Annotated in this window: 23 protein-coding genes; 8 read left to right on the top strand and 15 right to left on the bottom strand. The window is 74.4% G+C overall.

Annotation, left to right across the window (positions count from 1 at the left end):
* Nucleotides 1–146 precede the first annotated feature (146 nt).
* The gene (locus tag ACIQOW_RS21800; RefSeq protein WP_401087412.1) at nt 147–1,580 is read left to right on the top strand and encodes an RsmB/NOP family class I SAM-dependent RNA methyltransferase; all 1,434 of its coding nucleotides are present in this window, start codon (nt 147–149) and stop codon (nt 1,578–1,580) included.
* A 397-nt stretch (nt 1,581–1,977) separates the two neighbouring features.
* Nucleotides 1,978–2,196 carry a hypothetical protein gene (locus tag ACIQOW_RS21795; RefSeq protein WP_401087410.1) on the top strand — a complete coding sequence of 73 codons (219 nt, stop codon included), beginning with the start codon at nt 1,978–1,980 and terminating at the stop codon, nt 2,194–2,196.
* Between the two features lie 682 nt (nt 2,197–2,878).
* On the opposite strand, the gene ACIQOW_RS21790 is transcribed toward ACIQOW_RS21795, so the two are convergent.
* The 8 genes from ACIQOW_RS21790 to ACIQOW_RS21755 all read right to left on the bottom strand — a co-directional run bounded on the left by ACIQOW_RS21790 (nt 2,879) and on the right by ACIQOW_RS21755 (nt 8,171).
* Nucleotides 2,879–3,325, bottom strand: a complete 447-nt coding sequence (locus ACIQOW_RS21790; RefSeq protein ID WP_401087408.1) for a hypothetical protein — start codon at nt 3,323–3,325, stop codon at nt 2,879–2,881.
* Between the two features lie 41 nt (nt 3,326–3,366).
* On the bottom strand, nt 3,367–4,320 hold the full coding sequence (locus tag ACIQOW_RS21785) for a polysaccharide deacetylase family protein (RefSeq protein ID WP_401087407.1): 954 nt from the start codon (nt 4,318–4,320) through the stop codon (nt 3,367–3,369).
* A gap of 96 nt (nt 4,321–4,416) precedes the next feature.
* A complete protein-coding gene (locus ACIQOW_RS21780; protein WP_401087406.1) occupies nt 4,417–4,797 on the bottom strand; it encodes a sulfurtransferase TusA family protein in 381 nt (126 codons plus the stop codon).
* Nucleotides 4,794–5,480 carry a class I SAM-dependent methyltransferase gene (locus tag ACIQOW_RS21775; protein WP_401087404.1) on the bottom strand — a complete coding sequence of 229 codons (687 nt, stop codon included), beginning with the start codon at nt 5,478–5,480 and terminating at the stop codon, nt 4,794–4,796. The genes ACIQOW_RS21780 and ACIQOW_RS21775 overlap by 4 nt, the downstream gene beginning before the upstream one ends.
* Before the next feature lie 119 nt (nt 5,481–5,599).
* Nucleotides 5,600–6,091 carry a MarR family winged helix-turn-helix transcriptional regulator gene (locus tag ACIQOW_RS21770; protein ID WP_401087402.1) on the bottom strand — a complete coding sequence of 164 codons (492 nt, stop codon included), beginning with the start codon at nt 6,089–6,091 and terminating at the stop codon, nt 5,600–5,602.
* Between the two features lie 76 nt (nt 6,092–6,167).
* Nucleotides 6,168–6,527 (bottom strand): DUF6204 family protein, encoded by a 360-nt coding sequence (locus tag ACIQOW_RS21765; RefSeq protein ID WP_401087400.1) that lies wholly within the window; start codon nt 6,525–6,527, stop codon nt 6,168–6,170.
* 592 nt (nt 6,528–7,119) lie between these two features.
* Nucleotides 7,120–7,809, bottom strand: coding sequence for an alpha/beta hydrolase (locus tag ACIQOW_RS21760; RefSeq protein ID WP_401087398.1), 690 nt, complete (start codon nt 7,807–7,809; stop codon nt 7,120–7,122).
* Between the two features lie 32 nt (nt 7,810–7,841).
* Entirely contained in the window at nt 7,842–8,171 is a 330-nt protein-coding gene (locus ACIQOW_RS21755) for a hypothetical protein (RefSeq protein ID WP_188301584.1), read from the bottom strand.
* 473 nt (nt 8,172–8,644) lie between these two features.
* On the opposite strand from ACIQOW_RS21755, the gene ACIQOW_RS21750 reads away from it, so the two are divergent.
* Nucleotides 8,645–9,280 carry a TetR/AcrR family transcriptional regulator gene (locus ACIQOW_RS21750; protein ID WP_401087396.1) on the top strand — a complete coding sequence of 212 codons (636 nt, stop codon included), beginning with the start codon at nt 8,645–8,647 and terminating at the stop codon, nt 9,278–9,280.
* 11 nt (nt 9,281–9,291) lie between these two features.
* Nucleotides 9,292–10,695: a carotenoid oxygenase family protein gene (locus tag ACIQOW_RS21745; protein WP_401087394.1), complete on the top strand. Its 1,404-nt coding sequence runs from the start codon at nt 9,292–9,294 to the stop codon at nt 10,693–10,695.
* Between the two features lie 113 nt (nt 10,696–10,808).
* Here ACIQOW_RS21745 and ACIQOW_RS21740 read toward each other — a convergent pair whose 3' ends face one another.
* The 3 genes from ACIQOW_RS21740 to ACIQOW_RS21730 all read right to left on the bottom strand — a co-directional run bounded on the left by ACIQOW_RS21740 (nt 10,809) and on the right by ACIQOW_RS21730 (nt 13,396).
* Nucleotides 10,809–11,900: a CU044_5270 family protein gene (locus ACIQOW_RS21740; RefSeq protein ID WP_401087393.1), complete on the bottom strand. Its 1,092-nt coding sequence runs from the start codon at nt 11,898–11,900 to the stop codon at nt 10,809–10,811.
* On the bottom strand, nt 11,897–12,535 hold the full coding sequence (locus ACIQOW_RS21735) for an RNA polymerase sigma factor (RefSeq protein ID WP_401087391.1): 639 nt from the start codon (nt 12,533–12,535) through the stop codon (nt 11,897–11,899). The genes ACIQOW_RS21740 and ACIQOW_RS21735 overlap by 4 nt, the downstream gene beginning before the upstream one ends.
* A gap of 84 nt (nt 12,536–12,619) precedes the next feature.
* Nucleotides 12,620–13,396 (bottom strand): class I SAM-dependent methyltransferase, encoded by a 777-nt coding sequence (locus ACIQOW_RS21730; protein ID WP_401087389.1) that lies wholly within the window; start codon nt 13,394–13,396, stop codon nt 12,620–12,622.
* A gap of 286 nt (nt 13,397–13,682) precedes the next feature.
* Between ACIQOW_RS21730 and ACIQOW_RS21725 the strand changes: the two genes are divergently transcribed.
* Nucleotides 13,683–15,194, top strand: a complete 1,512-nt coding sequence (locus tag ACIQOW_RS21725) for a PQQ-binding-like beta-propeller repeat protein (RefSeq protein WP_401087387.1) — start codon at nt 13,683–13,685, stop codon at nt 15,192–15,194.
* Between the two features lie 143 nt (nt 15,195–15,337).
* Entirely contained in the window at nt 15,338–16,147 is an 810-nt protein-coding gene (locus ACIQOW_RS21720; RefSeq protein ID WP_188301577.1) for an alpha/beta fold hydrolase, read from the top strand.
* Between the two features lie 28 nt (nt 16,148–16,175).
* Here the strand turns inward: ACIQOW_RS21720 and ACIQOW_RS21715 are convergent, their stop codons facing one another.
* Nucleotides 16,176–16,742 carry a hypothetical protein gene (locus ACIQOW_RS21715; RefSeq protein WP_401087385.1) on the bottom strand — a complete coding sequence of 189 codons (567 nt, stop codon included), beginning with the start codon at nt 16,740–16,742 and terminating at the stop codon, nt 16,176–16,178.
* Nucleotides 16,730–17,872 carry a serine hydrolase domain-containing protein gene (locus tag ACIQOW_RS21710; RefSeq protein ID WP_401087736.1) on the bottom strand — a complete coding sequence of 381 codons (1,143 nt, stop codon included), beginning with the start codon at nt 17,870–17,872 and terminating at the stop codon, nt 16,730–16,732. The genes ACIQOW_RS21715 and ACIQOW_RS21710 overlap by 13 nt, the downstream gene beginning before the upstream one ends.
* Before the next feature lie 161 nt (nt 17,873–18,033).
* On the opposite strand from ACIQOW_RS21710, the gene ACIQOW_RS21705 reads away from it, so the two are divergent.
* Entirely contained in the window at nt 18,034–18,594 is a 561-nt protein-coding gene (locus ACIQOW_RS21705; RefSeq protein WP_401087383.1) for a hypothetical protein, read from the top strand.
* 119 nt (nt 18,595–18,713) lie between these two features.
* A complete protein-coding gene (locus ACIQOW_RS21700) occupies nt 18,714–19,535 on the top strand; it encodes a VWA domain-containing protein (RefSeq protein WP_401087382.1) in 822 nt (273 codons plus the stop codon).
* A 43-nt stretch (nt 19,536–19,578) separates the two neighbouring features.
* Here ACIQOW_RS21700 and ACIQOW_RS21695 read toward each other — a convergent pair whose 3' ends face one another.
* Nucleotides 19,579–19,812 (bottom strand): DUF397 domain-containing protein, encoded by a 234-nt coding sequence (locus tag ACIQOW_RS21695; RefSeq protein ID WP_401087379.1) that lies wholly within the window; start codon nt 19,810–19,812, stop codon nt 19,579–19,581.
* A 19-nt stretch (nt 19,813–19,831) separates the two neighbouring features.
* Entirely contained in the window at nt 19,832–20,065 is a 234-nt protein-coding gene (locus ACIQOW_RS21690) for a DUF397 domain-containing protein (RefSeq protein ID WP_401087377.1), read from the bottom strand.
* Nucleotides 20,066–20,109: the final 44 nt, after the last annotated feature.

The raw sequence follows: 20,109 nt of genomic DNA, 5'->3' as shown, positions 1-20,109 counted from the left end.
ACTGTTCGTCTGAGATCGTTCGATCGGACCGTCCGTTTCCGGCCGTTCGCATTCGTCTGTTCTCGTTTGAGTTTGTTCCAGTCCGTTCGAGTTCGTCCGAGCTCGTCCGGGTTCGTTGATAACCACCGCAGCACCTTGAGGCACCTGTGACCACCCCCAGCGCCAAGCGCGCCCCCCGCCCGCACCGCCGCCCGAAGAAGGACCCGGCCCGGATCGTCGCGTTCCGCGCGCTGCGCGCCGTCGACGAGCGCGACGCGTACGCCAACCTGATCCTGCCCTCGCTGCTCAGGGAGGCCGAGCAGAAGGGCATGGACCGGCGCGACGCCGCCCTCGCCACCGAACTGGTCTACGGCACCCTGCGCCTGCAGGGCACCTACGACGCGATCATCGCCGCCTGCATCGACCGGCCGCTCGGCAAGGTGGACCCGCCGGTACTGGACGTGCTCTCGCTCGGCGCCCACCAGCTGCTCACCACCCGCATCCCCAGTCACGCGGCCGTCTCGGCGACCGTCGAGCTGGCCCGGGTGGTGCTCGGCGACGGCAAGGCGAAGTTCGTCAACGCCGTGCTGCGCCGGATCAGCGCCCGCGACCTGGACGCCTGGATCGAGCAGGTCGCCCCGCCGTACGACCAGGACGCCGAGGACCACCTGGCCGTCGTGCACTCGCACCCGCGCTGGGTGGTCTCCGCGCTCTGGGACTCCCTCGGCCGCTGGCAGCCGGACGCCTCCGGGCGCGCCGCGCTGGAGGAGCTGCTGCGGGCCGACAACGAGCGCCCCGAGGTCACCCTGGTCGCCCGGCCCGGCCGGGCCACCGTCGGCGAGCTGGCCGAGGCGCTGCCGGAGGCCGAGCCGGGGCGCTGGTCCCCGTTCGCGCTGCGGCTCGCCGAGGGCGGCGACCCTGGCTCGGTGGCGGCGGTGCAGGAGAACCGGGCGGGCGTGCAGGACGAGGGCAGCCAGCTGGTCGCGCTGGCGCTGGCCGCGGCGCCGGTCGAGGGCCAGGACCGGCTCTGGCTGGACGGCTGCGCCGGCCCCGGCGGCAAGGCCGCACTGCTCGCCGCGCTGGCCGCCGAGCGCGGCGCGGCGCTGGTCGCGAGCGAGAAGCAGCCGCACCGGGCCCGGCTGGTGGCGCGGGCACTGGCGGGCAACCCCGGTCCGTACACGGTGATCGCGGCGGACGGGACGCGCCCGGCCTGGCGGTCCGGCGGCTTCGACCGGGTCCTGGTCGACGTGCCGTGCTCCGGCCTCGGCGCGCTGCGGCGCCGCCCGGAGGCGCGCTGGCGGCGCCGTCCTGCCGACATCGCGGCCTTCGGCCCGCTCCAGCGGGACCTGCTGCGCTCGGCGGTCGAGGCCACCCGGGTCGGTGGCGTGGTCGGCTACGCGACCTGCTCGCCGCACCTCGCGGAGACCCGGGCGGTCGTGGACGACGTGATGCGGAGCGAGGGCGGCCGGGTCGAGTGGATCGACGCGCGCCCGCTGCTGCCCGGCGTCCCGGCGCTCGGCGACGGGCCGGACGTGCAGCTGTGGCCGCACCTGCACGGGACGGACGCGATGTACCTGGCGCTGCTGCGGCGCACCGCCTGACCTGCTGACGCGCCTTCCCGGCCGGGGTCCGCCACCCCGGCCGGGAAGGCGTCGGTCGCTTCGCAGGGTGGGGGCTGATTTGTCGGGCAGCGGCGGGGGTTGACGGCGGTTCAGGTGTCGGGTTCCATGGCTTCTGTGTGGCCGCTCGGCTGCATGATCTTGGGGGCAGGCTTCGTCGCGTCGAGCGGCGGAGCAGGGGAAGCGACCTCACAAGACATGCGGCGCGATGCGGCTGTTCTCGTTGTGCGGGGTGCGATCCTCCACGGCTGCCCTCCCCGATGCCGGGAGGCGAAGAGTGTCATCGGACGTTCGACGATCGCGGGGCGAAGCCGTCGGGTCGGGGGGCGCGCCGGCGCCGCGGGTGCTCCGGGTGCCCCGGACTTCTCGGGCTTCCGGGGTGTCCAGGGCTTCTCGGGCAGGGCTGGGGCTGGACGGCCGCAGGCTCGACCTGGTCGCCCTGCTGGCGATCGTGGTGGTGTGTGCCCTGATCTGCCTGCTGGCCGGTCCGGGGGCGCTCCAGGCGGTCATCGGCGCGGCGGGCATCCTGTTCGCCGCCTGGCGGACGCCGCGGCGGTCCGGGCGGGAGGAGGACCGCGGGGACGGGCCTCGGGGGTGAGGGGTCGCGGATCCGGGGGCTCGCACCTCCCGTAGGGGGAGGTAGCGGGGGGCCATGAACGGCGACGCGACGTGCACCACCGGTGAGGCGGCCCGGCGGCCCTGATCGGGGAGTTCCTGGCAGGGGTGTTCGATGGCGCCGGGCGGGCCGGCCGGTTCGTCTCCGTGGCGCGCTCGTTGAAGTGGGGCTGCCGGAGGAGCCGTCGGTCGAACAGGTGGCGGCCTGGGCGGAGTTGGCGCAGCTAGCGGGGGGCCGGGAACTGCTGCGCGGGCTCGCCGAGGCGGAGGCAGTGGAGGCAGCGGAGGCGTCGGCCGGGGCGGTGCGGACTGGCACCGGACTGCCGAGGCCCGGACTGGCGGTGGCCGTCCGGGAGTTGGCGGGCCGGCCGTCGCGGCGGGGGTGGAGCCGGAGGCGGCGGCCGTGGTCGCGGCGCTGGTGGTGCGGTACGGGCCGTGGTGCGTGGGGGCGGGGGCGGTGCCGGGGGGTGCCGGGGCGGTGCGTGACCGGTTGGCGGTGGTCAACGGTCGGGCCGCGCCGGAGAGCCGGGCGGCGGAGGTGGACTGGGTGGCGCGCGCCGTGGCGTGAGCCGGTTTCGCGGTCGGTGCCGGTGGTGTCGGCGCTGGGGGTGTCGGCGCTGGGGGTGTCGCGGCTGGTGGAGCTGGGGGCTGGGAGCTGGGGGCGGCTACCGGTGGGTGGGGCCGGGGTAGGCGGTGAGGAAGGCGTGGGCCTGGGCGCGGAGGTGGTCGACCGGCGGGTCCTCGCAGATCACCTCCAGACCGAGTCCGGTCGCCTGGCCCAGGTGGTAGTAGGACTGGTAGGCGAGGTACGGGCGGTGGCCGTCGGTGGGGTCGAGTCCGACGGCGAAGGTCGCGAAGTGGGTCCGTTCGCCCTTGGCCTGGGCGGGCTCGGTGCGGGAGAGCTGCCATTCGAACTCGTACGGTTCGGGTTCGGCGGGCAGGTCCAGCAGGGCCTGGGCGAGCCGGCGGACGTCGTCCGGGTCGGCGAAGGGGAGCGACTCCGACCAGGCGGGGGCCGCGGCGAGCAGTTCCCAGCCGTCGCCGTTGTGGCCGACGGTCAGGGCCCACTCGCCGTTCGGGTCCTGCCAGCGGCAGCTGATGATCGGGTCCACGGCGGTCAACCTCCCTGTGGCGCTGGGTCGTTCGTGCCTCCTCATCGTGGCACACCGGGCATCCCGCAGGCCTCGGGCGTGAGCCGTCCGCGGGCTCGTTGCCAGGCCTCCTGGAGCGCGCGGTAGCCGAGGACGGTGATGTCGTGCTCGGCGAGCGCCCGGTGTGCCTCGGGGGAGACCAGGAACTCGTGGTCGGTCTCCCGGACGCGTCGGCCGTCGTCCGGGGTGTGGGCGGTCGGGTCGCGGGGGTTCTGGCCGGGCAGGGCGGGGTGCAGGGCCCACTCGGTGAGGCCCGGCGGGAGGGCGGCGAGCAGCCGGGCGTAGTGGGCGGGCTTGTCGTCGAGGGGGACGGCGAAGCTGTCGAGGAAGCCGTGGTCCACGACGGGCAGGCCGCGTTCGCGCAGCCGGGCCAGCGCGGGCGGCAGCCAGACCCGGACCGCCAGGCCGTACTCGGCGCCGAGGGCGAGGGTGAGGTCGAGGATGTCCTCGCGGCCGCCGTCGGCGAGGCAGTGGAAGTCGAGGTGGGTGGGGGCGAGTCCGGCCGCCGCCACCGCGTCGATCTGGGCGCGGAACTCACGCTCGACGTGGTCGGTCCTGGCCCGGGCGAGCAGGTCGGCGCGCCCGGCCGGGGTGGGGGCGAACAGCGCACCGGTGGCGTCGAGGAGGGAGGGCACCCGGTCGCGGGCGGCGAGCGGGCCCCAGCGGCGGTCCGGGGACTCGCGCACCGAGGTCTCGCAGACGAGGGTGAGGTGGACGCCGAAGGGGACCTCCGGGTGCCGGCGCAGCAGCCGGAGCGCGTGCGGGGCGGCGGCGCACGCGGTCATCAGGCTGCACGAGGCGGCGATGCCGTTGCGGACGGCGTCGATCACGGCGAGGTTGACGGACTCGTCCAGGCCGAGGTCGTCGCAGTTGAGCAGCAGGAGGCGGGCCTCGGGCGGGTGGCCGAGGAGGTGGTTGGCGGTCGGGGTCGGGGGCGTCGTGGCGGCCGTGGGCATGGGGGCAGTCTGTCCCGGCGCCGGAGTTCGGCGCCCGGGGATTTCCGCCGAGGGCACGGGGCGCTCGGGGTGACGGGCGCTCCGGGTGACGGGTGGTCAGGCGGTGCCGGGTTGCCCCCGGCCGGCGTCGGGCTGCGGCTGGTCGGCGTCGGGGGCCGGGTGCCAGGGGCGGTCCGGGCGGGTCAGGACCGGGGCGGAGGTGAGGCGCAGGGCGTACACCTCGCGGTCGGTGGCCTGGTACGGGACCTGGCCGAGGTACTCGTGGCCGGTCAGGTGGCACCAGGCGGGCAGGTCGAGCGGGGCGGCGGGGTCGGTGGTCTGGATGTGGACCACCGCGCCGGCCGGGAGGTGCGCGATCCGGGCTCGCAGCCGGAGCAGGAGCTGGACGCAGAGCAGGCCGGTGCCGTCGATGGTGAGGGCGGGGGCCTCGGTGGCGGTGTCCGCGGTGTCGGTGGCGGGGGCTTCGGGGGCGGTCATCGGGGGGTCTCCTGGGTGATGCGCCAGAGGCGGCGGGGCAGTCCGCCCTCCTCGAAGGGATGGACGTCGGTCAGCCGCCAGCCCTCGGCGAGCGCGTCCACCAGCTCGCGGGGGAAGAAGTGGACGGCGAAGCCGCCGTGCTCCCAGATGTCGTCCCCGTGGCCGGCGCCGGCGCCGTAGTGGGCGTCGCCGGTGTGGCGGACGGTGTAGACGAAGGTGCCGCCCGGGCGCAGGACGCGGCGGACCTCGGCGACGAGCGCCGTGATCTCCTCGGTGGAGAGCGCCATGCAGAGCAGCATGTGGGCGAAGACCGCGTCGACGGAGGCGTCGGGGAGGGGCAGTGGGTCGCGGACGTCGTGGGCGAGGGTCGAGAGCCGGTCGGCCAGGCCCTGGTCCACCGCGGCGGCGTGCAACTGGTCCAGGCCGGTCGGACTGAAGTCGGCGGCCACGACGCGGAAGCCGGTGCGGGCGAAGAACAGTGCGTCGCGGCCGTGGCCGGCGCCGAGTTCCAGCACGTCCCCGGCCCCGGCGGCGGTGAACACCCCCGCGGCGTACTCGGCGGGCGCGGAGGGCTGCTCGCCGTACATCCCGGGGTTGGCGGTATAGGTCCGCTGCCAGTGCGTGCGTTGGGCGTCGGCGAGGGCGGGCTCCCGGCCGGGCCCGGTACCGGGGGTGTCGGTCATGGCGCTGCCCTTCGCGGGGGTGGGGTGGTGCGGGTGGTGCGGGTCGGGCGGGTGGTGCGGGTCGTGTGGGGCCAGCCTAGGACGTGGTGCCGGGCGGTGGGTGTGGCGGGGTGCGCGGCTCAGCCGAGCCGCTGGCCGGGGGCGGTGCCGCCGAGGCGGGTGAGCAGGGCGGACAGCCTGCCGAGGTCCTCGGTGCTCCATTGCTCTGCCGCGAAGTGGTCGGCGGCGACCTGGCGGGCGGTGTGCAGCATCTCGGCGAGCCGGTCGCGGCCGGTCGGGGTGAGGGCGGCATAGGCGACCCGGGCGTCGCGGGCGGCGGCCTCGCGGGCGACCAGACCGATCCGCTCCAGCGGCGCGAGACCGCGGGTGACGCCGGAGGCGGTGAGCCCGAGGGCCTCGGCGAGGTCGACCCGGCGCATCCGGCTGCCCGGGGCCTGGGACAGGTGGAGCAGCATGGTGAAGTCGGCCAGGCTGACGCCGTGCAGGCTGCTGAGACTCGCGTCGAAGCGCCTGACCACGGCCGTCTGGGCGCGGACCAGCCGCAGGGCGGTGTCCAGCGGGTCGGGGCTCGGGCCCGTCGTGGACTGTGCCGGCTTCGTCTGTTCTGTCATTGCCACCTCCTTGACTGCTCAAGTATATCCGAAGAGGAGGCCGTCAAGGAGGTGGCGAAGGGGGGAGGGGGTCGGGTCAGTGCGAGGCGTTGGCGGCGCGTCGCTGCCGCTTGCCGAGCGGCGCCTGGGAGAGGTCCTCGGCCTGGGACCGGAGGTTCTTGTGGCCGTAGCCCCGTTCGGCCAGCCAGCTCCGCGCCGACTGCTCGGCCCGCTCGGTGGCCTCCAGGATGTCCTCCTCGGCCTCGCCGCCGTCGAGGAAGCGGAAGGTGAAGGCGGCCCGGGCGGACAGGTCGTAACTGAGGTGGCCCTCGCGGGTGAAGGCGGCGTGCAGCACGTCGTGCTCGGGGGCGGCGGCGAGCAGTTCGGCGCGCTGTTCGGCGGTGAGGCCGTCGAAGACGCCGCGCACCATGATGCGGAAGGTTCGGGTGGTGGTCATCCCCCGACCATAGGCAGTGCGGGCCGCCGACCGCCAACACGATTTCGGCGGGGCGGGGCGTGGCAGCCTGGGGAGGGTCCGCCTCCGGGTCGGCCGGGCGGCTGGTGGTCGGCCGGTGGGGCCCGGAGGTCCGGGCTGATGCGCATCGGCGACTGCGGGAGTCCTTTCAGCCGGAGGTGAGGACTTCGGCGAGCTGGTCCGCGTACCGGGTGAGCCGGTCGCGGGCGAGGGCGGCGGGCTTGGCGGTGGGCTTGACGAAGGGCATGTGTGCTCCCGTCCGGTCGGGGTGGGCGCGGGTCGGAGTGCCCCGCCCCGGAGAGGACGAAACTGACGATCATTCAGTTCCGCCTCGTGGAAGTGGAGGTGGAGAGCGCGCTCACGGAACACGGTGGAGGCTCCCTTCTGCGGCGGCCCGGGTGGCCGTCCTCGCGGTGACTCCAAGATTGATCGCCGAGGGCCCGTTCGCGCATGTGCCGATCGGCAGGATTGTTGGGGGAAAGCGGCCGGGCCTCCCCTGCCGATCGGCAGGGGAGGCCCGGAGTGCGGGGCGCGGGGTGTGCGGCGGGAGGTGCGGCAGGGGGAGGGGGAGCGGCTACGCCCGTGCCGGGAGCCGGGTGCAGACCGCCCCCGCCGTCAGCGGGGCGGGCTCGGCGCCCAGGGTGGCGAGGGTGAAACCGGTGGTCAGCGCGCTGATGTCGCGGGACTCGCGGAGCAGGTAGTGGTTGGCGCCCGGGGCCTCGTAGCGTGCGAGGCCGGGGACGACCTGCCGGGCGCGCAGCGCGTACTCCAGGGACTGGGCGGCGTTGGCCGAGCTGTGGTCGCCGGTGCCGTGGACGATCAGGACCCGCCGCCCGGCCAGCTGGTCCACCGGGTCGCCGCTGGGCAGCCAGGGGGCGATCCCGGCCACGCCGACCACGGACGGGTGCCCGGCGCACCAGAACGCGGCGCGCCCGCCCAGCGAGTTGCCGATCAGGACGGCCGGCGTGCCCGGGTACCGCCGGGCGAGCTCGTCGAGCGCCCAGCGGGTGTCGACCGCGGTGTCGGCGTCGGCGCCGTTCCAGCCGCCGTGGCGGTAGCGCAGCAGGTGCACCGCGAGGCCGTGCGGCCGGCCTCGGTCGGCGAGTTCGGTGGCCAGGTCCCGCAGGCCCAGCTCGGCGACCTTCATCGGTGCGCGCCGGCTGCGGATGAATCCGCCCGGCAACAGCAGGGCGACGCCGTTGACCGGCCCCTCGCCCTGCCACGGGGTCAGCTCTGCGGTGCGCGGACGCTGCGCTCGGAACACGCGATATCCCTCCTGATTCGTACAGACGGATTCTACGGTTCCGATGACGGGTCGCGGTGCGCGAGCAGGGACCACAGCACCCACCCGGAGACCCGGTTGCGCACCACCATGACCTTCGCCCAACGGGCGCCGAGCGGCGAGGTCCAGGTGTCCACGACCTCGACCCGGTCACCCGAACTGGCTAATCCGATGACGGGCTCCTCGCCGAAGTGGTCGACCCGGACGTTGGCGGCGTTGGCCGACACCTCCCACCAGCCCGAGCCGACCTCGGGTGCCAGGTCGGTGCCCGCGGTGACCGCGGCCGGGACGAGCAGGATGCCCAGCGCCACCACGGTGGCCGTGGCACGGCCGATCACGGCCACGGGAACCTCCTCGCGGTGCTGTGCGTGGGCAACGGGGGCGGCGTGGAGAGCGAGGGAGGCATGTACAGCAGAACGAGCGGACCGGTGGTGCGCGCACTGCCCGTGGCGGAGGCTCACTCGGTCGGCTCAGCGCGGGCCGGGAATTCCGCGGCCGACGGGCTGGACTCGCCTTGACGTGACGCCAACTCGCCTGTAGTGGGCGGGTGTTGCGGTGGTGGGAGGGATGTTCCAGGTCCCTCGTTCGTGGGGCGCGCCAGTGTGCGGAAGGGGTGGAGACCGGAGTGGAAAGTCGGGCGGGCCGACTTCCCGCTCCGAGTTGGGGGTGTGTACGGGCCGCGAGGTTCGCCGGTGCGCGCCCGTCGCTCACCGCATGCCGCTGACCGGCGGGACACGGGGCCGGGGTGGCGCGGTTTCGGGCGGCGGTCCGCACACAGGGGTGGTAACAGTGTTTCCCATCGGTTACGTTGTTGCCCATGAGCACGCCCTACCAGGACGCGCAGCGGGCCGGCCAGGCCGCCGTACGCGCCGTGATCCTCGACCGCGCCATCGCGCTCCTCGTCACCGAAGGCCCCGCCGGGCTGACCGTGCGCCGGATCGCCGCCGAGATCGGCTCCTCGACCAAGGTGCTGTACACGATGTTCGGAGGGAAGGAGGGGTTGCTCGACGCGCTGTACCGCGAGGGCTTCGCGCGGCTGCGCCGGGCACAGGACGAAGTGTCGCGCGGAGAGGGTCCGTTGGCGTACCTGACCGCGCTCGGCCGGGCCTACCGGGAGCGCGCGCTCGCCGAACCCGCCTACTACCGGGTGATGTTCGAGCAGCCGGTGTCCGGATTCCGGCCCGGCGCCGAGGCCCTGGCCGTGGCGGACGGGGCGTTCGGCGCCTCGGTGGCCGCCGTGGACGCCTGCATGGCGGCCGGGGTCTTCCGGCCCGGCGACGCCCACGAGGTCTCCAAGCTGTTCTGGGCGGCCACCCACGGCGCGGTGAGCCTGGAGCTGGCCGGCCACTTCGCCCCGGCCGAGGCGGGCGCGCGCTACGAGGAGCTGATGGCCGCGCTGGGGCGGGCGTTCGGCGCCGGCGCCCCGACACCTGACGAGACGGCGACACCATGAGGAGAGACGCCATGCGTGGGACCACCACGAGCCGGACCACCACGAGCCGCAACCGCTACCTGTCCGGGAACTTCGCCCCGGTGACCGAGGAGGTCACCGCCCACGACCTGCCCGTCACCGGCCGGATCCCGGCCCACCTCGACGGCCGCTACCTGCGCAACGGCCCCAACCCGCTGGGCATCGAGGACCCGGCCGCGCACCTGTGGACGCTCGGCGCGGGCATGGTGCACGGCGTCCGGTTACGGGACGGTCGCGCCGAGTGGTACCGCAACCGCTGGGTGCGCTCCGGCGCGGTCGCCGACCGGCTCGGCGAGCCCCGGCGCGGCACGCCCGTCGACGAGCGGCTGGACATCTCGCCCAACGTGCAGGTCGCCGGCCTCGCCGGGCGCACCTACGCCCTGACCGAGGGCGGCATCCGCCCGTACGAACTCACCTACGAGCTGGACACGGTGGGCCCGTGCGAGCTGGGCGCCACGCCCGAGGGGTACAGCGCCAACGCCCACTCGATCCTCGACCCGCACACCGGGGAACTGCACTCGCTGGCCTTCCGCTACGGCTCGGAGCAGGTGCAGCACATCGTGATGGACGCCGGCGGCGCCGTCCGGCGCGGCACGCTGATCGAGGTGCCGGGGAACCCGTACATGCACGACTTCGCGCTCACCGAGCGGTTCGTGCTGCTGTACGACACGCCGGTGGTGTTCAGCGCGGCGCACCTGGCCACCGGCGTGCCCTTCACCTGGGACGAGCGGCGCCCCGCCCGGCTCGGGGTGATGCCCCGCGAGGGCGGTGCGGTGCGGTGGTTCGAGCTGTCGCCGCACCTGGTCGGGCACACCCTCAACGCGTACGAGCGGACGGCGGATTCGCTGGTGGTCGACGTCGTGCGGCACCCGCCGGGGATGGACCTGCGCGACATCGGCGCGAGCCGGCCCACGCTCGACCGCTGGACGGTCGACCTGGCGGCGGGGACGGTGCGGGAGGAGCGGCTGGACGACCGGGTGCAGGAGTTCCCGCGCCTCAACTCGCGCCACACCGGCCGCCCCTACCGCTACGGCTACGCGGCCGCCGTCGAGCTCTACGCGTCGCCGGCCGGCCCCGGGGACGACCGTCCGGACGAGGGCTTCAGCAACGCCCTGCTCAAGCACGACCTGCGCCGGGGGACCGTCGAGGCCCACGAGTTCGGGCGCTACGGGGCGGTCGGCGAGGGGGTGTTCGTCGCCGCCGAGTCGCCGGCGGCGGAGGACGACGGCTACCTGATGGCGTACGTCCTCGACCCGGCCCGGGGCGCGACGGACCTGGTGATCCTCGCCGCCGAGGACTTCACCGGCGAGCCGGTGGCCCGCATCCACCTGCCGGTGCGGGTGCCGCTGGGCCTGCACGGGAACTGGGTGCCGGGCGGCGAGCCGGGCCGCGGCTGAGAGGCCTCCAGGGCGGGCGCGGTGCGGGCGATCGGGCGCGCCCGGGCCGGCAGTCACCTGCCGACCCGGACCGCCCCGGCAGCCCCCGCCGCCGCTGTCGTCGCGGGCTCCGGTCAGACGGTCCCGCCGGGAGCGGGCCGCTGCTTCAGGGCGTCGACGACGGTCCGCTCCAGGACGGCGGTGCGCTCGGTGACCGTCCCGGGCTTGACGTTGTTCACCTGCTTGACCTGGACGCCGCGACTGCCCAGGTAGGCGAAGGTCGTACGGTCGAAGACGAGTTCGATGCGTTCGCCGGTCTTCTCGTCCAGGCGGGCCAGGGCGAGGCCGGTGCGGCCGGCGGCGTCCTGGGAGTTCTGGACGACGACCACACCGGGGATGTCCGCGGCGGCCCGGTAGAGCGCGGCGGCGTTCTGGGCCGGTACGAGCTGCTCGTTGACGACCGCCTTGATCGTCTCGAACGCCTGCTGGTCCCGGTCACGCGGGCCGCCGGTGGTCGCGTAGATCGCCTTCAGCAGCGGCTCCGGGTCGGTCGGCTGGGCCTTGAGCCAGTCGTACGACAGGTTGGGGGCCTCGCCGGGGACGTCCTTGCCGTTCACCGGCTTGGAGTGGGGGTTGTCCTTGCCGAGGCCCAGGCCGCCCTCGGGCAGCTGGCCGGGCTCGTCGACCCAGCCGCTGCGCGCGTCGGGGGACTTCCAGACCTCGCGCTGGTGCAGCGGCTGCACCCACGTCCTGGACTCGTCGTTGTCGGCGTTGTGCGAGTAGGACAGGTAGGAGACCTCGCTCTTGACGTAGATGTACTGGCCGGGCTTGGGCTCCGGGGTCCGCTGCTTGCTCACGGCGGCGGCGATCTGCTGGACGGTCGAGACGAGCTGGAGGGCGCTGCCCTCCTCGACCGGCACGACGGGCGCTTCCACGGAAGCCGACCCCGTCCGCGGTGCGCCGCCGGTCAGCGCGTTGACGGCGACGACGGCGGCGAGCGCGGCGGCGGTGACCGGGAGGGCGATCAGCAGGGCGCGCCGAGCCGGCCGCTTCGCGGTCGGGGGTGCGGGAGTGCGGATCTCGTTCAACAGGTGCTCCTCGAACAGCAGCTGACGGTCGAGCGGCATCGGGGGGATCGACGGGGCCGGCAGCAGCCGGGCGAGCTCCGCGTGGTCCGGATCCGTGGGGTCCAGGGGTTCGGTCCGCTTCCAGAACTTGCGGGTCATCCGTACGTCTCCTCGTGCGACTCGTACGACCGGGCCGCGCAGGTGCGGCCGCCCTGTACTTGTCCGGGACGCGGAAGCGGTTCCCGGTTCTTCCTCAGTTCCTGTCCGGCGAGTCTGCGCAGTCGGGTGCGGGCGCGTGAGAGGCGCGAACGCACGGTGCCGACGGGGACCCCGAGCGCGGCGGCGGCCTCGGCGTACCCCAGTCCGGACCAGACGCACAGGGTGAACACCTCGCGCTCGGAGCGGCGCAGTCGCTTCAGCGCCCGCTGGGCGGCGGCCAGCTGGTCGGCGTCGGCCATCCGCCCGACGAGTTCGTCGGCGAAGTCCGGGACGGTGTCGCGGGCGGGCAGGCGTCCGAGGGCCGCGTGGTGGCGGCGTGCGGCACGGCGGGTGTTGCGCAGCACGTTGACGGCGATGCCCATGAGCCACGGGCGCGGGCCGGCCTCGTGGTCGAGGAGCCGGCCGCGCAGCCGCCAGGCCTCCAGGAAGGTCAGTGAGACGACGTCCTCGGCGAGGTCCCGGTCACCGCTCACGCGGACGGCGTGCCGATGGACCAGGGGGGCATGGTCGCGGAAGAGTTCCCTGAACGCCTCGGGGTCCCCCGCGCGTATCCGGGCGTGCAATGTGTAGTCCACGAAGTGCCTTGTCCGCCACGGGCGCCCGGTTCCGGTGACCTGCCTCACACGGGGCGCCAGGGGGCCAATATGTGCCCCTGAAAATCACCGGGGCCGGGTGGCCCGGAGGGAGTAGGACTGCGGGGCGGGGGAGCCGGCCGGGACGCGGAAGTGGGCGTGGTCGTGCTCGTGGAGGAAGTCCAGGCGGAGTCCGGCGCCGGCCAGGGCGGTGACGACCTCGCCGAGGCCGTGCTGCCACTGGACGGTGACGGTGGAGTCGAGCCGGGCGTCCGGGTCGGCGTAGGTGCCGGGGAAGTCGACGACGATCGGCGTGCGCTCGAAGTAGTCCTCCTCGAAGGTGCGCCCGTCGTCGGCGAGCACGTCGGCCACCGGGTGGTGCTCGGCGAGGTAGAGGAAGCCGCCGGGGGTGAGGAGCGAGGCGACCGTACGGGCCCAGCGGGTGAGGTCGGGGAGCCAGCAGAGGGCGCCGAAGCCGGTGTAGACGATGTCGTACGTCCGGCCGTCGAGCGCCTCGGCGGCGTCGTGGACGTCGGAGGTGACGAACCGGGCGTCGGCGGCGCCGATCCGGGCGGCGAGGTCGGCGGCCGCCGCGACGGCGGGGGCGGAGAAGTCGAGCCCGGTGACGACGGCGCCGCGGCGGGCCCAGGAGAGGGTGTCGAGCCCGATGTGGCACTGGAGGTGGAGCAGCGTGCGGCCGGTGACGTCGCCGACCTCGGCGGGCTCGTAGTCCTGGAGGGTGTCGCGGCCCGCGACGAAGCCGGGCAGGTCGTAGAAGGCTCCGGCGGTGTGGACGGGGACGCGCTCGTCCCAGTTCGCGCGGTTGGCGGTGAGCCAGTCGGGGGTGTCGGGAGTCGCGGTCATGTCGGGCCACGCTAGCCAGTGACCGGAGGGCGGGCAATCGGTTTCCGGACGGGTGACAAGGCGGGGCAGCCGGCTGACGGGGTAGCGCGGACGGGTGACGGCGCCGGGCCCGACGGGTGAAGGCGCCGGGCCGGGACTTCCGGCGATCCCGCCGTCCACGGCCTGGTATGTACGGGGCATGGCCGGGGTTTTCCCTGCTCTTTGTTCCGGATCATGACCGGCTCTGCGACGATCCGGTGATCGTCGCCCCGCGCGGTGGGCGGCGCGTCGCAGGGGAGAGACCGGCATGGCCGTTTGGCCCGCGGACAGGGTCGTCAGGGCGCGGTGGGGCGCCGGCTTCGCCTGGGGCAGGGAGACCTGGCTGGTGGTCTCCGGCGGCGTGCTCGGGGCGATGTTCGCGAGCATGGGGCTGGCGGTCCTGTTCGGCCCGGCGAACGGGTTCGGCGGCGACAGCCTGGCCTACATGGGGATCATCAGCATCCTCGGGCTGATGCCCTGCGGCGCGGGCTTCGTCTGGGCGCTGATCCACCCCAGGGCCGGGTTCCCCTCGGCCGCCGCCGGCGCCCTGCTCGGGCTCGGGATCTTCGTCGCCTTCGCCGGGGACGGCCTCAACGACTCCTGGAAGGTGCCGCCGGACCGGCCGTCCACGATCCGCGCGGTGGGCAGCTGGGCCAGCGGGGACCTGGTGGTGCGGGTCCGCCCGGACCTGGTGGTGGCGTACCGCGCTGCCACCGGGGCCGTCGCCTGGAGCTGGACCCCGCCCGGGGAGGACTCGGTGTGCGCGATGAGCCGCGGGACCGGTCCGGGGGACCAGGGCAGGGCCGGCGCCGTCGGATTGATCGGCCACTCGCCGCACGACCGGCCGTGCTCGGCCGTGACGGCGCTCGACCTCGCCGACGGCAGGGAGGGCTGGACCGCCACCGTGGACGCGCCCGCCAGGGACGGGGACGACGCGACGCCCGACGTGGTCGCCGTGGCAGGACCGCAGGCCCTGCTCCAGGAGCGGAGCGGCTGGCGCGCCGTACGGCTGGCGGACGGCCGGGACGTCTGGCGCAGCACGCCCGACCCCGGCTGCACGCCGTTGCAGGTCGCGGGCGGCGCCGGGGACGCCGTGACGGTCGCGCGGTGCGGCGACGCGGCGCCCGTGCTGCGCTCGCTGGCACCGGCGGACGGGCGGGAGCGGGAGCGGATCGCGCTGCCGGCGGCGGGCGGGCTGCGCAACCTCGCGGTGCTGTCGGTCGACCCGCTGGCGGTCTGGGTGGACGCCGGGGCCGAGCGCGGCACCCACGCGGTGCTCGGCTACGACCGGTCCGGCCGGCAGCGGGCGGCGATACCGGTCGCCGGGGACGAGTACGACCTGGACGTGATGCTGGGCGGGCTGCACGCCTTCGACGAGTTCAGCGCCCGGCCGCTGTTCGGCGGGGTGGTCGTCGGGGACCTGTTCATCGTGCCGGGGGAGAAGCCCGGCGACGTCGGCATCAGCGGCGGCAGGCACCCCGGCAGGACCGCCACCGGGCGGCTGCTGGCGTACTCGCTCGCGGACGGCGGCAAGCGCTGGACGGCGGAGCTCGACGACCAGGTGACCGGCCTGGTGGTGGACGGCGCCTCGGTGTGGGCGATGACCCGGGGCCGGGTGACCAGGGTGGAGGCGGCGACCGGGCGGCGGAGCGCCGTGCTGGACGTCAACGGCACCGCCTCGCTCTACCCGGTGGACCTGTCGCTGTCCGGCCCGGAACGCTTCACCGTGGTGGCCGAGGACGGGACGCGGGACGAGCCGCCGGTGCGGGGGCTGAGCTGATCCGGGGCCGCACCCGGGGCCGCACCCGGGGTCGCCGAGGGGGCGCCCGTGCCCGGGGTGTCCGCTGCGGGCCGTGGGCCTGAGCCTTCCGGGCGGTTGTGTCAGGCTGGTGGAGGAGCACCGCCGACACCGGGAGGCTCGTGATGGCGGAGATCAGGGTGAACGGGGTGGGGCTGCACTACGAGGCCCACGGCGAGGGCCCCGGCGTCGTGCTGGTGCACGGCTCCTGGAGCGACGGGGACTCCTGGGCGCGGGTGCTGCCCGGCCTGGCCGAGTCCACCACCGTGGTCGCCTACGACCGCCGGGGGCACAGCCGCAGCGAGGACCCGCTCACCCAGGGTTCGGTGCACGAGGACGCGGCCGACCTGGCCGGGCTGCTCCACGCGCTGGGCCTCGCCCCCGCCTTCGTCTACGGCGACTCCTACGGCGCGCTGGTCGCCCTCAGGCTCGCCGCCGCCAGGCCCGACCTGCTGAGGGGGATCGCCGTGCACGAGCCGCCGGGCACCGGCATCCTGCTCGCCGACCCGGACCTGCGGCCGATCGGCACCGGCTTCGCCGACCGGATCGCCGCCGTCCGGGAGCTGCTGGAGCAGGCCGAGTCCGCCGCGGCGGCCGAACTGTACGTGGACAGCCTCGCCCTCGGCCCCGGCGCCTGGGAGCAGCTGCCCGCGCCGGTGCGGCACAGCTACATCCGCAACGCGCCCACCTACCTGGACGAGCTGCGCGACCCGGACGCGCTCGACCTCGACCTCACCGGGCTCTCCCGGTTCGGTGAGCCCGCGCTGCTCACCCAGAGCGACGACAGCGCGCCGATGTTCGGCGAGGTGCTGGACCTGATCGACCTCGCCCTGCCCAAGCCGGAACGCCACCTGTACGAGGGCGCCGGGCACGCCCCGCACCTGTCGCAGCCGGAGGAGTGGGTGCGGGTGGTGCTGCCGCGCGCGCTGCGCTGAGGCGGGTGACCCCCACGTGGCCCACGGGTCACCGCGTGGAGGCGCCCCAGCCGTCGTCCGGCGGGCCGCCGTCCGGCTCGGGGCAGTCGACGTGCTCGTAGCCCCACAGCACCGCCTTGTGCAGCACCCACTCAGGGAACGGCGGCTGGTCGTAGCCGTCGCGGTCGGTGAGCACCAGCTCGACCCTGACCTCCTCGGCGGGCGAGAACTCCAGGTTCCGCTGGCCCGGGAGGTTCTCGTACGTCACCGTCCGCCAGCCGTGGCCGGTGGCGGCCAGCGCGGCCATCAGGTCCGGCTCCGCGACGTGGGTGTCGAGCGTCAGCGAACCGCCGCCCGGCTGCGGGAGGTCGAGCTCGCCGTGCCAGACCGGCAGGGAGAGCGCGTGGAGCCGGCGGCAGCGGCAGAACACCGTCTGCACGTCGCCCCAGCCGAAGGCGTGCGGCCAGCGGTGGCCTCGGTGGATGCCGCCGCCGTCCCACGGATCGCCGTAGTGGGCGGCGAGTTCGGGCAGCGAGGCGCCGTAGCGCAGCTCGCCGAGGCCGCCCGTGGTGGCCAGGCCGGTGACGAGGGGGAGGAAGCCCGTCAGCCCAGGCACCCGCGCACCGCCTCGATCAGCCGGTTCGCCCGGGCGTCGCCGTGGCCGATCATCCGGTTGGCGACGTAGCCGAAGCCGACGCCGAACTCGTCGTCCCCGAAGGCGAACTGGCCGCCGGCGCCGTCGTTGCCGAAGCTGCGCGCGCCGAGCAGCGGGCGGAAGGCGGGGGAGTCGAGCAGCAGGCCGGAGCCCCAGCGGGCGCCCAGGTCGAAGCCCAGGAAGCCCGCGCCGGAGGAGACCTCGCGCACCGCGTCCGTCACGGTGTCGGGGGAGAGCAGGCGGGGCGTGCCGCCCAGGCCGGTGGCCGCCGCCGCGTAGAGGCCCGCCAGGCCGGTGGCCGAGGCGACGGCGCCAGCGCCGGGCAGCTCGATCGCGTGCAGGGCCGGGTCGTTCCAGCCGTGCGGCACGTCCAGGCCGGGGAAGACCAGGGCGCCGTTCATGGTGACGATCCTGGTGAGCAGGTGCTCGGGCCCGGGCAGCGGGCGGCGGCCATCGGCCTCCACCAGCCGGGCCAGGAACGGCAGTTCACTCTCCGGCAGACCGATCCAGAGCGGCAGGCCGAGCGGCTCGGCGATCTCCTTGCGCAGGAACCCGCCCGGGGTCAGGCCGGTGATCCGGCGGATCACCTCGCCGACCGCGAAGCCGAACACATGGCCGTGGTACTCGTGGGTGGTGCCCGGCTCCCACAGCGGCTGCTGCGCCTCGATCGCCCGGATCACCGGATCCCAGGCGGCGACCTCCTCGAAGGGGAGCACCGCGTCCAGGGCCGGGAGGCCGGCGCGGTGGCCGAGGACCATCCGGGTGGTCACGGACTGCTTGCCGTTCCGGGCGAACTCCGGCCAGTAGCGGGCCACCGGCGCGTCCAGGTCCAGCCGGCCCTGCTGGGCGAGCAGGTGCGCGCAGATGCTCACCGGGCCCTTGGCACAGGAGAACACCGGCACCACGGTGTCCTGCGTCCAGGCCCGCCCGGTGCGCTCGTCGGCCGTGCCGCCCCACAGCTCGACCACCTTCCGGCCGCCGGCGAACACCGTGACGGCGGCGCCCAGTTCGGGGAAATCGGCGAAGTTGGCGGCGAAGACGTCCGCGACGGCGCCGAAACGCTCGTCGGCCCAGCCCTGGTGCTGCTGCATGATGTGGTGGCCCCGTTCTGCGCTCAAGATCGACCGAACCACGCTACGGGAGCCGGGCGGCCGTGACGAGGGGATTTCACCAGGCCGGGACTGGTGGGACGGATGTGGCAGACTCGCCTGCCGTCGAGGAGGATCGAGAGGATGAGGACAGGGGAAGCCGGGTGGATCGCGAGGCACTGACGGCGCTCTGGGAGCGGCGGTGGCCCGGCACGGAGCCCGTCGGGTACGAGCTCCGCAATCGGACACGCGACGTGTGGGTGCGCTTTCACAGCCTGCCCGAGTCCAAGCGCTACCCCGACGACGAGCGCGAGTACGCGATCGTCCTGGAGCGCTACAACACCGTGCTGGACGAACTGTTCGCCGGTGCCGAGGTGTACGTGCTCACCCCGAGGTGGAGCAACCGGACGAGCGTCCCCCGGATGCGCCGGGACGCGAAGCACTGGCGGACCTGGCTCCAGGAGGACGACCCCGAGCCGGCGTTCCGCACGTACTGCCACGTCTTCGTGGAGCGGCGGCGGTGGCGGCCGGGCAGCCTGGACCGGCTGCTGCGCCGGGTCGCCTACGACCGGGAGGGTGGGGTGATCATCACCGGCACCGGCATGCGGCGGCTGTACCACCCGTACGACGGCGGCGCGGACGTCTACCTGGCCACGACCGAGGAGCGCGACCGGCTGAAGGAGCGGCACGCTGGGTGGCTGTCGAGCCACCCCAACGGTCTGTGAGGGTCCGACCTGCACCAGGGCTTGTCGCCGGGCCCGTTCGTCACGCACAGTGTCCGGAGCGCGTCGACGATCACGCGCCCCGGCAGTCACGGCTGCCGCAGTGAGTGAGGGAGCGAGCCATGGCCGTCAGTCTGAGCAAGGTCGAGCAGAGCGCGCCGGCGTTGGTGAGCCTCTACAAGACGGCCGGCGCCTCGGTGGAGCGGCGCGGGCTCGGAGGCCAGCGGCTGGCGGTGTACCTGGTGATCGACTACTCCGGCTCGATGAGGCCGTACTACAAGGACGGCAGCGTCCAGGCGCTCGCGGACCGGGTGCTGGGGCTGTCGGCACACCTGGACGACGACGGGAGCGTGCCGGTCGTCTTCTTCTCCACCGAGGTCGACGCCGAGGCGGAGATCGTGCTGGAGGAGCACGCGGGCTGGATCGACCGGATCGTCGCGAAGCTCGGGCACATGGGCAAGACCAGTTACCACCTGGCGATGGACGCGGTGGTTCGGCACTACCAGGAGAGCGGTGCCACGGCGCCGGCCCTCGTCCTGTTCCAGACGGACGGCGGGCCGATCAACAAGAAGGCGGCGGAAGCACGCCTGTGCGAGGCGGCGAAGCTGCCGATCTTCTGGCAGTTCATCGGCTTCGGTGACCCGGGCAGCAAGCAGTTCGACTTCCTGCGGAAGCTCACCGGGCTCGCGGTCCCGGAGATGCGCCCCATCGACAACGCGGGCTTCGTCCACCTGGGGCGCGATCCCCGGAAGGTCTCCGACCAGAAGCTGTACGACCAGTTGCTCGCCGACGTCCCCGCGTGGCTGGCGGCCGCCCGGGCCCAGGGCATCGCGCCGGAGGGGCCGGCGTTGCAGGCGCCGGCGGTGGAGGTTGCGGCGACGCCCTCTGAACGCCGGGGCTTCTGGGCGTCGCTGCGGGCGTGGCTGGGGATGGGGAGCCGCTGATTTCTCCGGCCACGCGGTCAGGCCGCGTGGCCGGGAGCGGGGGTCAGGCGGTGAAGCGGGGGTCGCGGGCTTCGATGGCCTGGACGAAGGCGGTCCATTCGCCCTGGTTGAAGGCGAGGTGGGGCCGATTGGGGTTCTTGTCGTCGCCGACCCAGACATCGCCGTTGTCGAAGCGGGCGACAACCACGCAACTGCCGTTGTCGTCAGCGGAGAAGGGGGACTTGACCCACTCGGCGTCGGCGGGGTTGTGGTTGTAGGGGTCGTGTCGGTCGCGCATCTGGGCCTCCCGGGTGGGGTCAGGCGGTGAAGCGGGGGTCGTGGGCTTCGATGGCCTGGACGAAGGCGGTCCATTCGGCTTGGTTGAAGGCGAGGTGTGGGCGGTTGGGGTTCTTGTCGTCGCCGACCCAGATGTCGCCGTTGTCGAAGCGCGCGATGACCACGCAACTGCCGTTGGAATCGGCGGAGAAGGGCGACTTGGCCCACTCGGCGTCGGCGGGGTTGTGGTTGTAGGGGTCGTGTCGGTCGCGCATCTGGGCCTCCCGGGTGGGGTCAGGCGGTGAAGCGGGGGTCGTGG

Origin of the sequence: Kitasatospora sp. NPDC091335 (assembly GCF_044757205.1) — a bacterium.
GTDB lineage: Bacteria > Actinomycetota > Actinomycetes > Streptomycetales > Streptomycetaceae > Kitasatospora.
This window is presented reverse-complemented; position numbering and strand designations above follow the sequence as displayed.

Bases quoted from the DNA above. Each gene is read 5' to 3' on its own strand.
- ACIQOW_RS21690 (WP_401087377.1), bottom strand. From the start codon at position 20,065: ATGCGCGACCGACACGACCCCTACAACCACAACCCCGCCGACGCCGAG.
- ACIQOW_RS21745 (WP_401087394.1), top strand. From the start codon at position 9,292: ATGCGTGGGACCACCACGAGCCGGACCACCACGAGCCGCAACCGCTAC.
- ACIQOW_RS21725 (WP_401087387.1), top strand. From the start codon at position 13,683: ATGGCCGTTTGGCCCGCGGACAGGGTCGTCAGGGCGCGGTGGGGCGCC.
- ACIQOW_RS21730 (WP_401087389.1), bottom strand. From the start codon at position 13,396: ATGACCGCGACTCCCGACACCCCCGACTGGCTCACCGCCAACCGCGCG.
- ACIQOW_RS21770 (WP_401087402.1), bottom strand. From the start codon at position 6,091: ATGACAGAACAGACGAAGCCGGCACAGTCCACGACGGGCCCGAGCCCC.
- ACIQOW_RS21740 (WP_401087393.1), bottom strand. From the start codon at position 11,900: ATGACCCGCAAGTTCTGGAAGCGGACCGAACCCCTGGACCCCACGGAT.
- ACIQOW_RS21695 (WP_401087379.1), bottom strand. From the start codon at position 19,812: ATGCGCGACCGACACGACCCCTACAACCACAACCCCGCCGACGCCGAG.
- ACIQOW_RS21780 (WP_401087406.1), bottom strand. From the start codon at position 4,797: ATGACCGCCCCCGAAGCCCCCGCCACCGACACCGCGGACACCGCCACC.
- ACIQOW_RS21765 (WP_401087400.1), bottom strand. From the start codon at position 6,527: ATGACCACCACCCGAACCTTCCGCATCATGGTGCGCGGCGTCTTCGAC.
- ACIQOW_RS21720 (WP_188301577.1), top strand. From the start codon at position 15,338: ATGGCGGAGATCAGGGTGAACGGGGTGGGGCTGCACTACGAGGCCCAC.
- ACIQOW_RS21700 (WP_401087382.1), top strand. From the start codon at position 18,714: ATGGCCGTCAGTCTGAGCAAGGTCGAGCAGAGCGCGCCGGCGTTGGTG.
- ACIQOW_RS21750 (WP_401087396.1), top strand. From the start codon at position 8,645: ATGAGCACGCCCTACCAGGACGCGCAGCGGGCCGGCCAGGCCGCCGTA.
- ACIQOW_RS21775 (WP_401087404.1), bottom strand. From the start codon at position 5,480: ATGACCGACACCCCCGGTACCGGGCCCGGCCGGGAGCCCGCCCTCGCC.
- ACIQOW_RS21785 (WP_401087407.1), bottom strand. From the start codon at position 4,320: ATGCCCACGGCCGCCACGACGCCCCCGACCCCGACCGCCAACCACCTC.
- ACIQOW_RS21710 (WP_401087736.1), bottom strand. From the start codon at position 17,872: ATGCAGCAGCACCAGGGCTGGGCCGACGAGCGTTTCGGCGCCGTCGCG.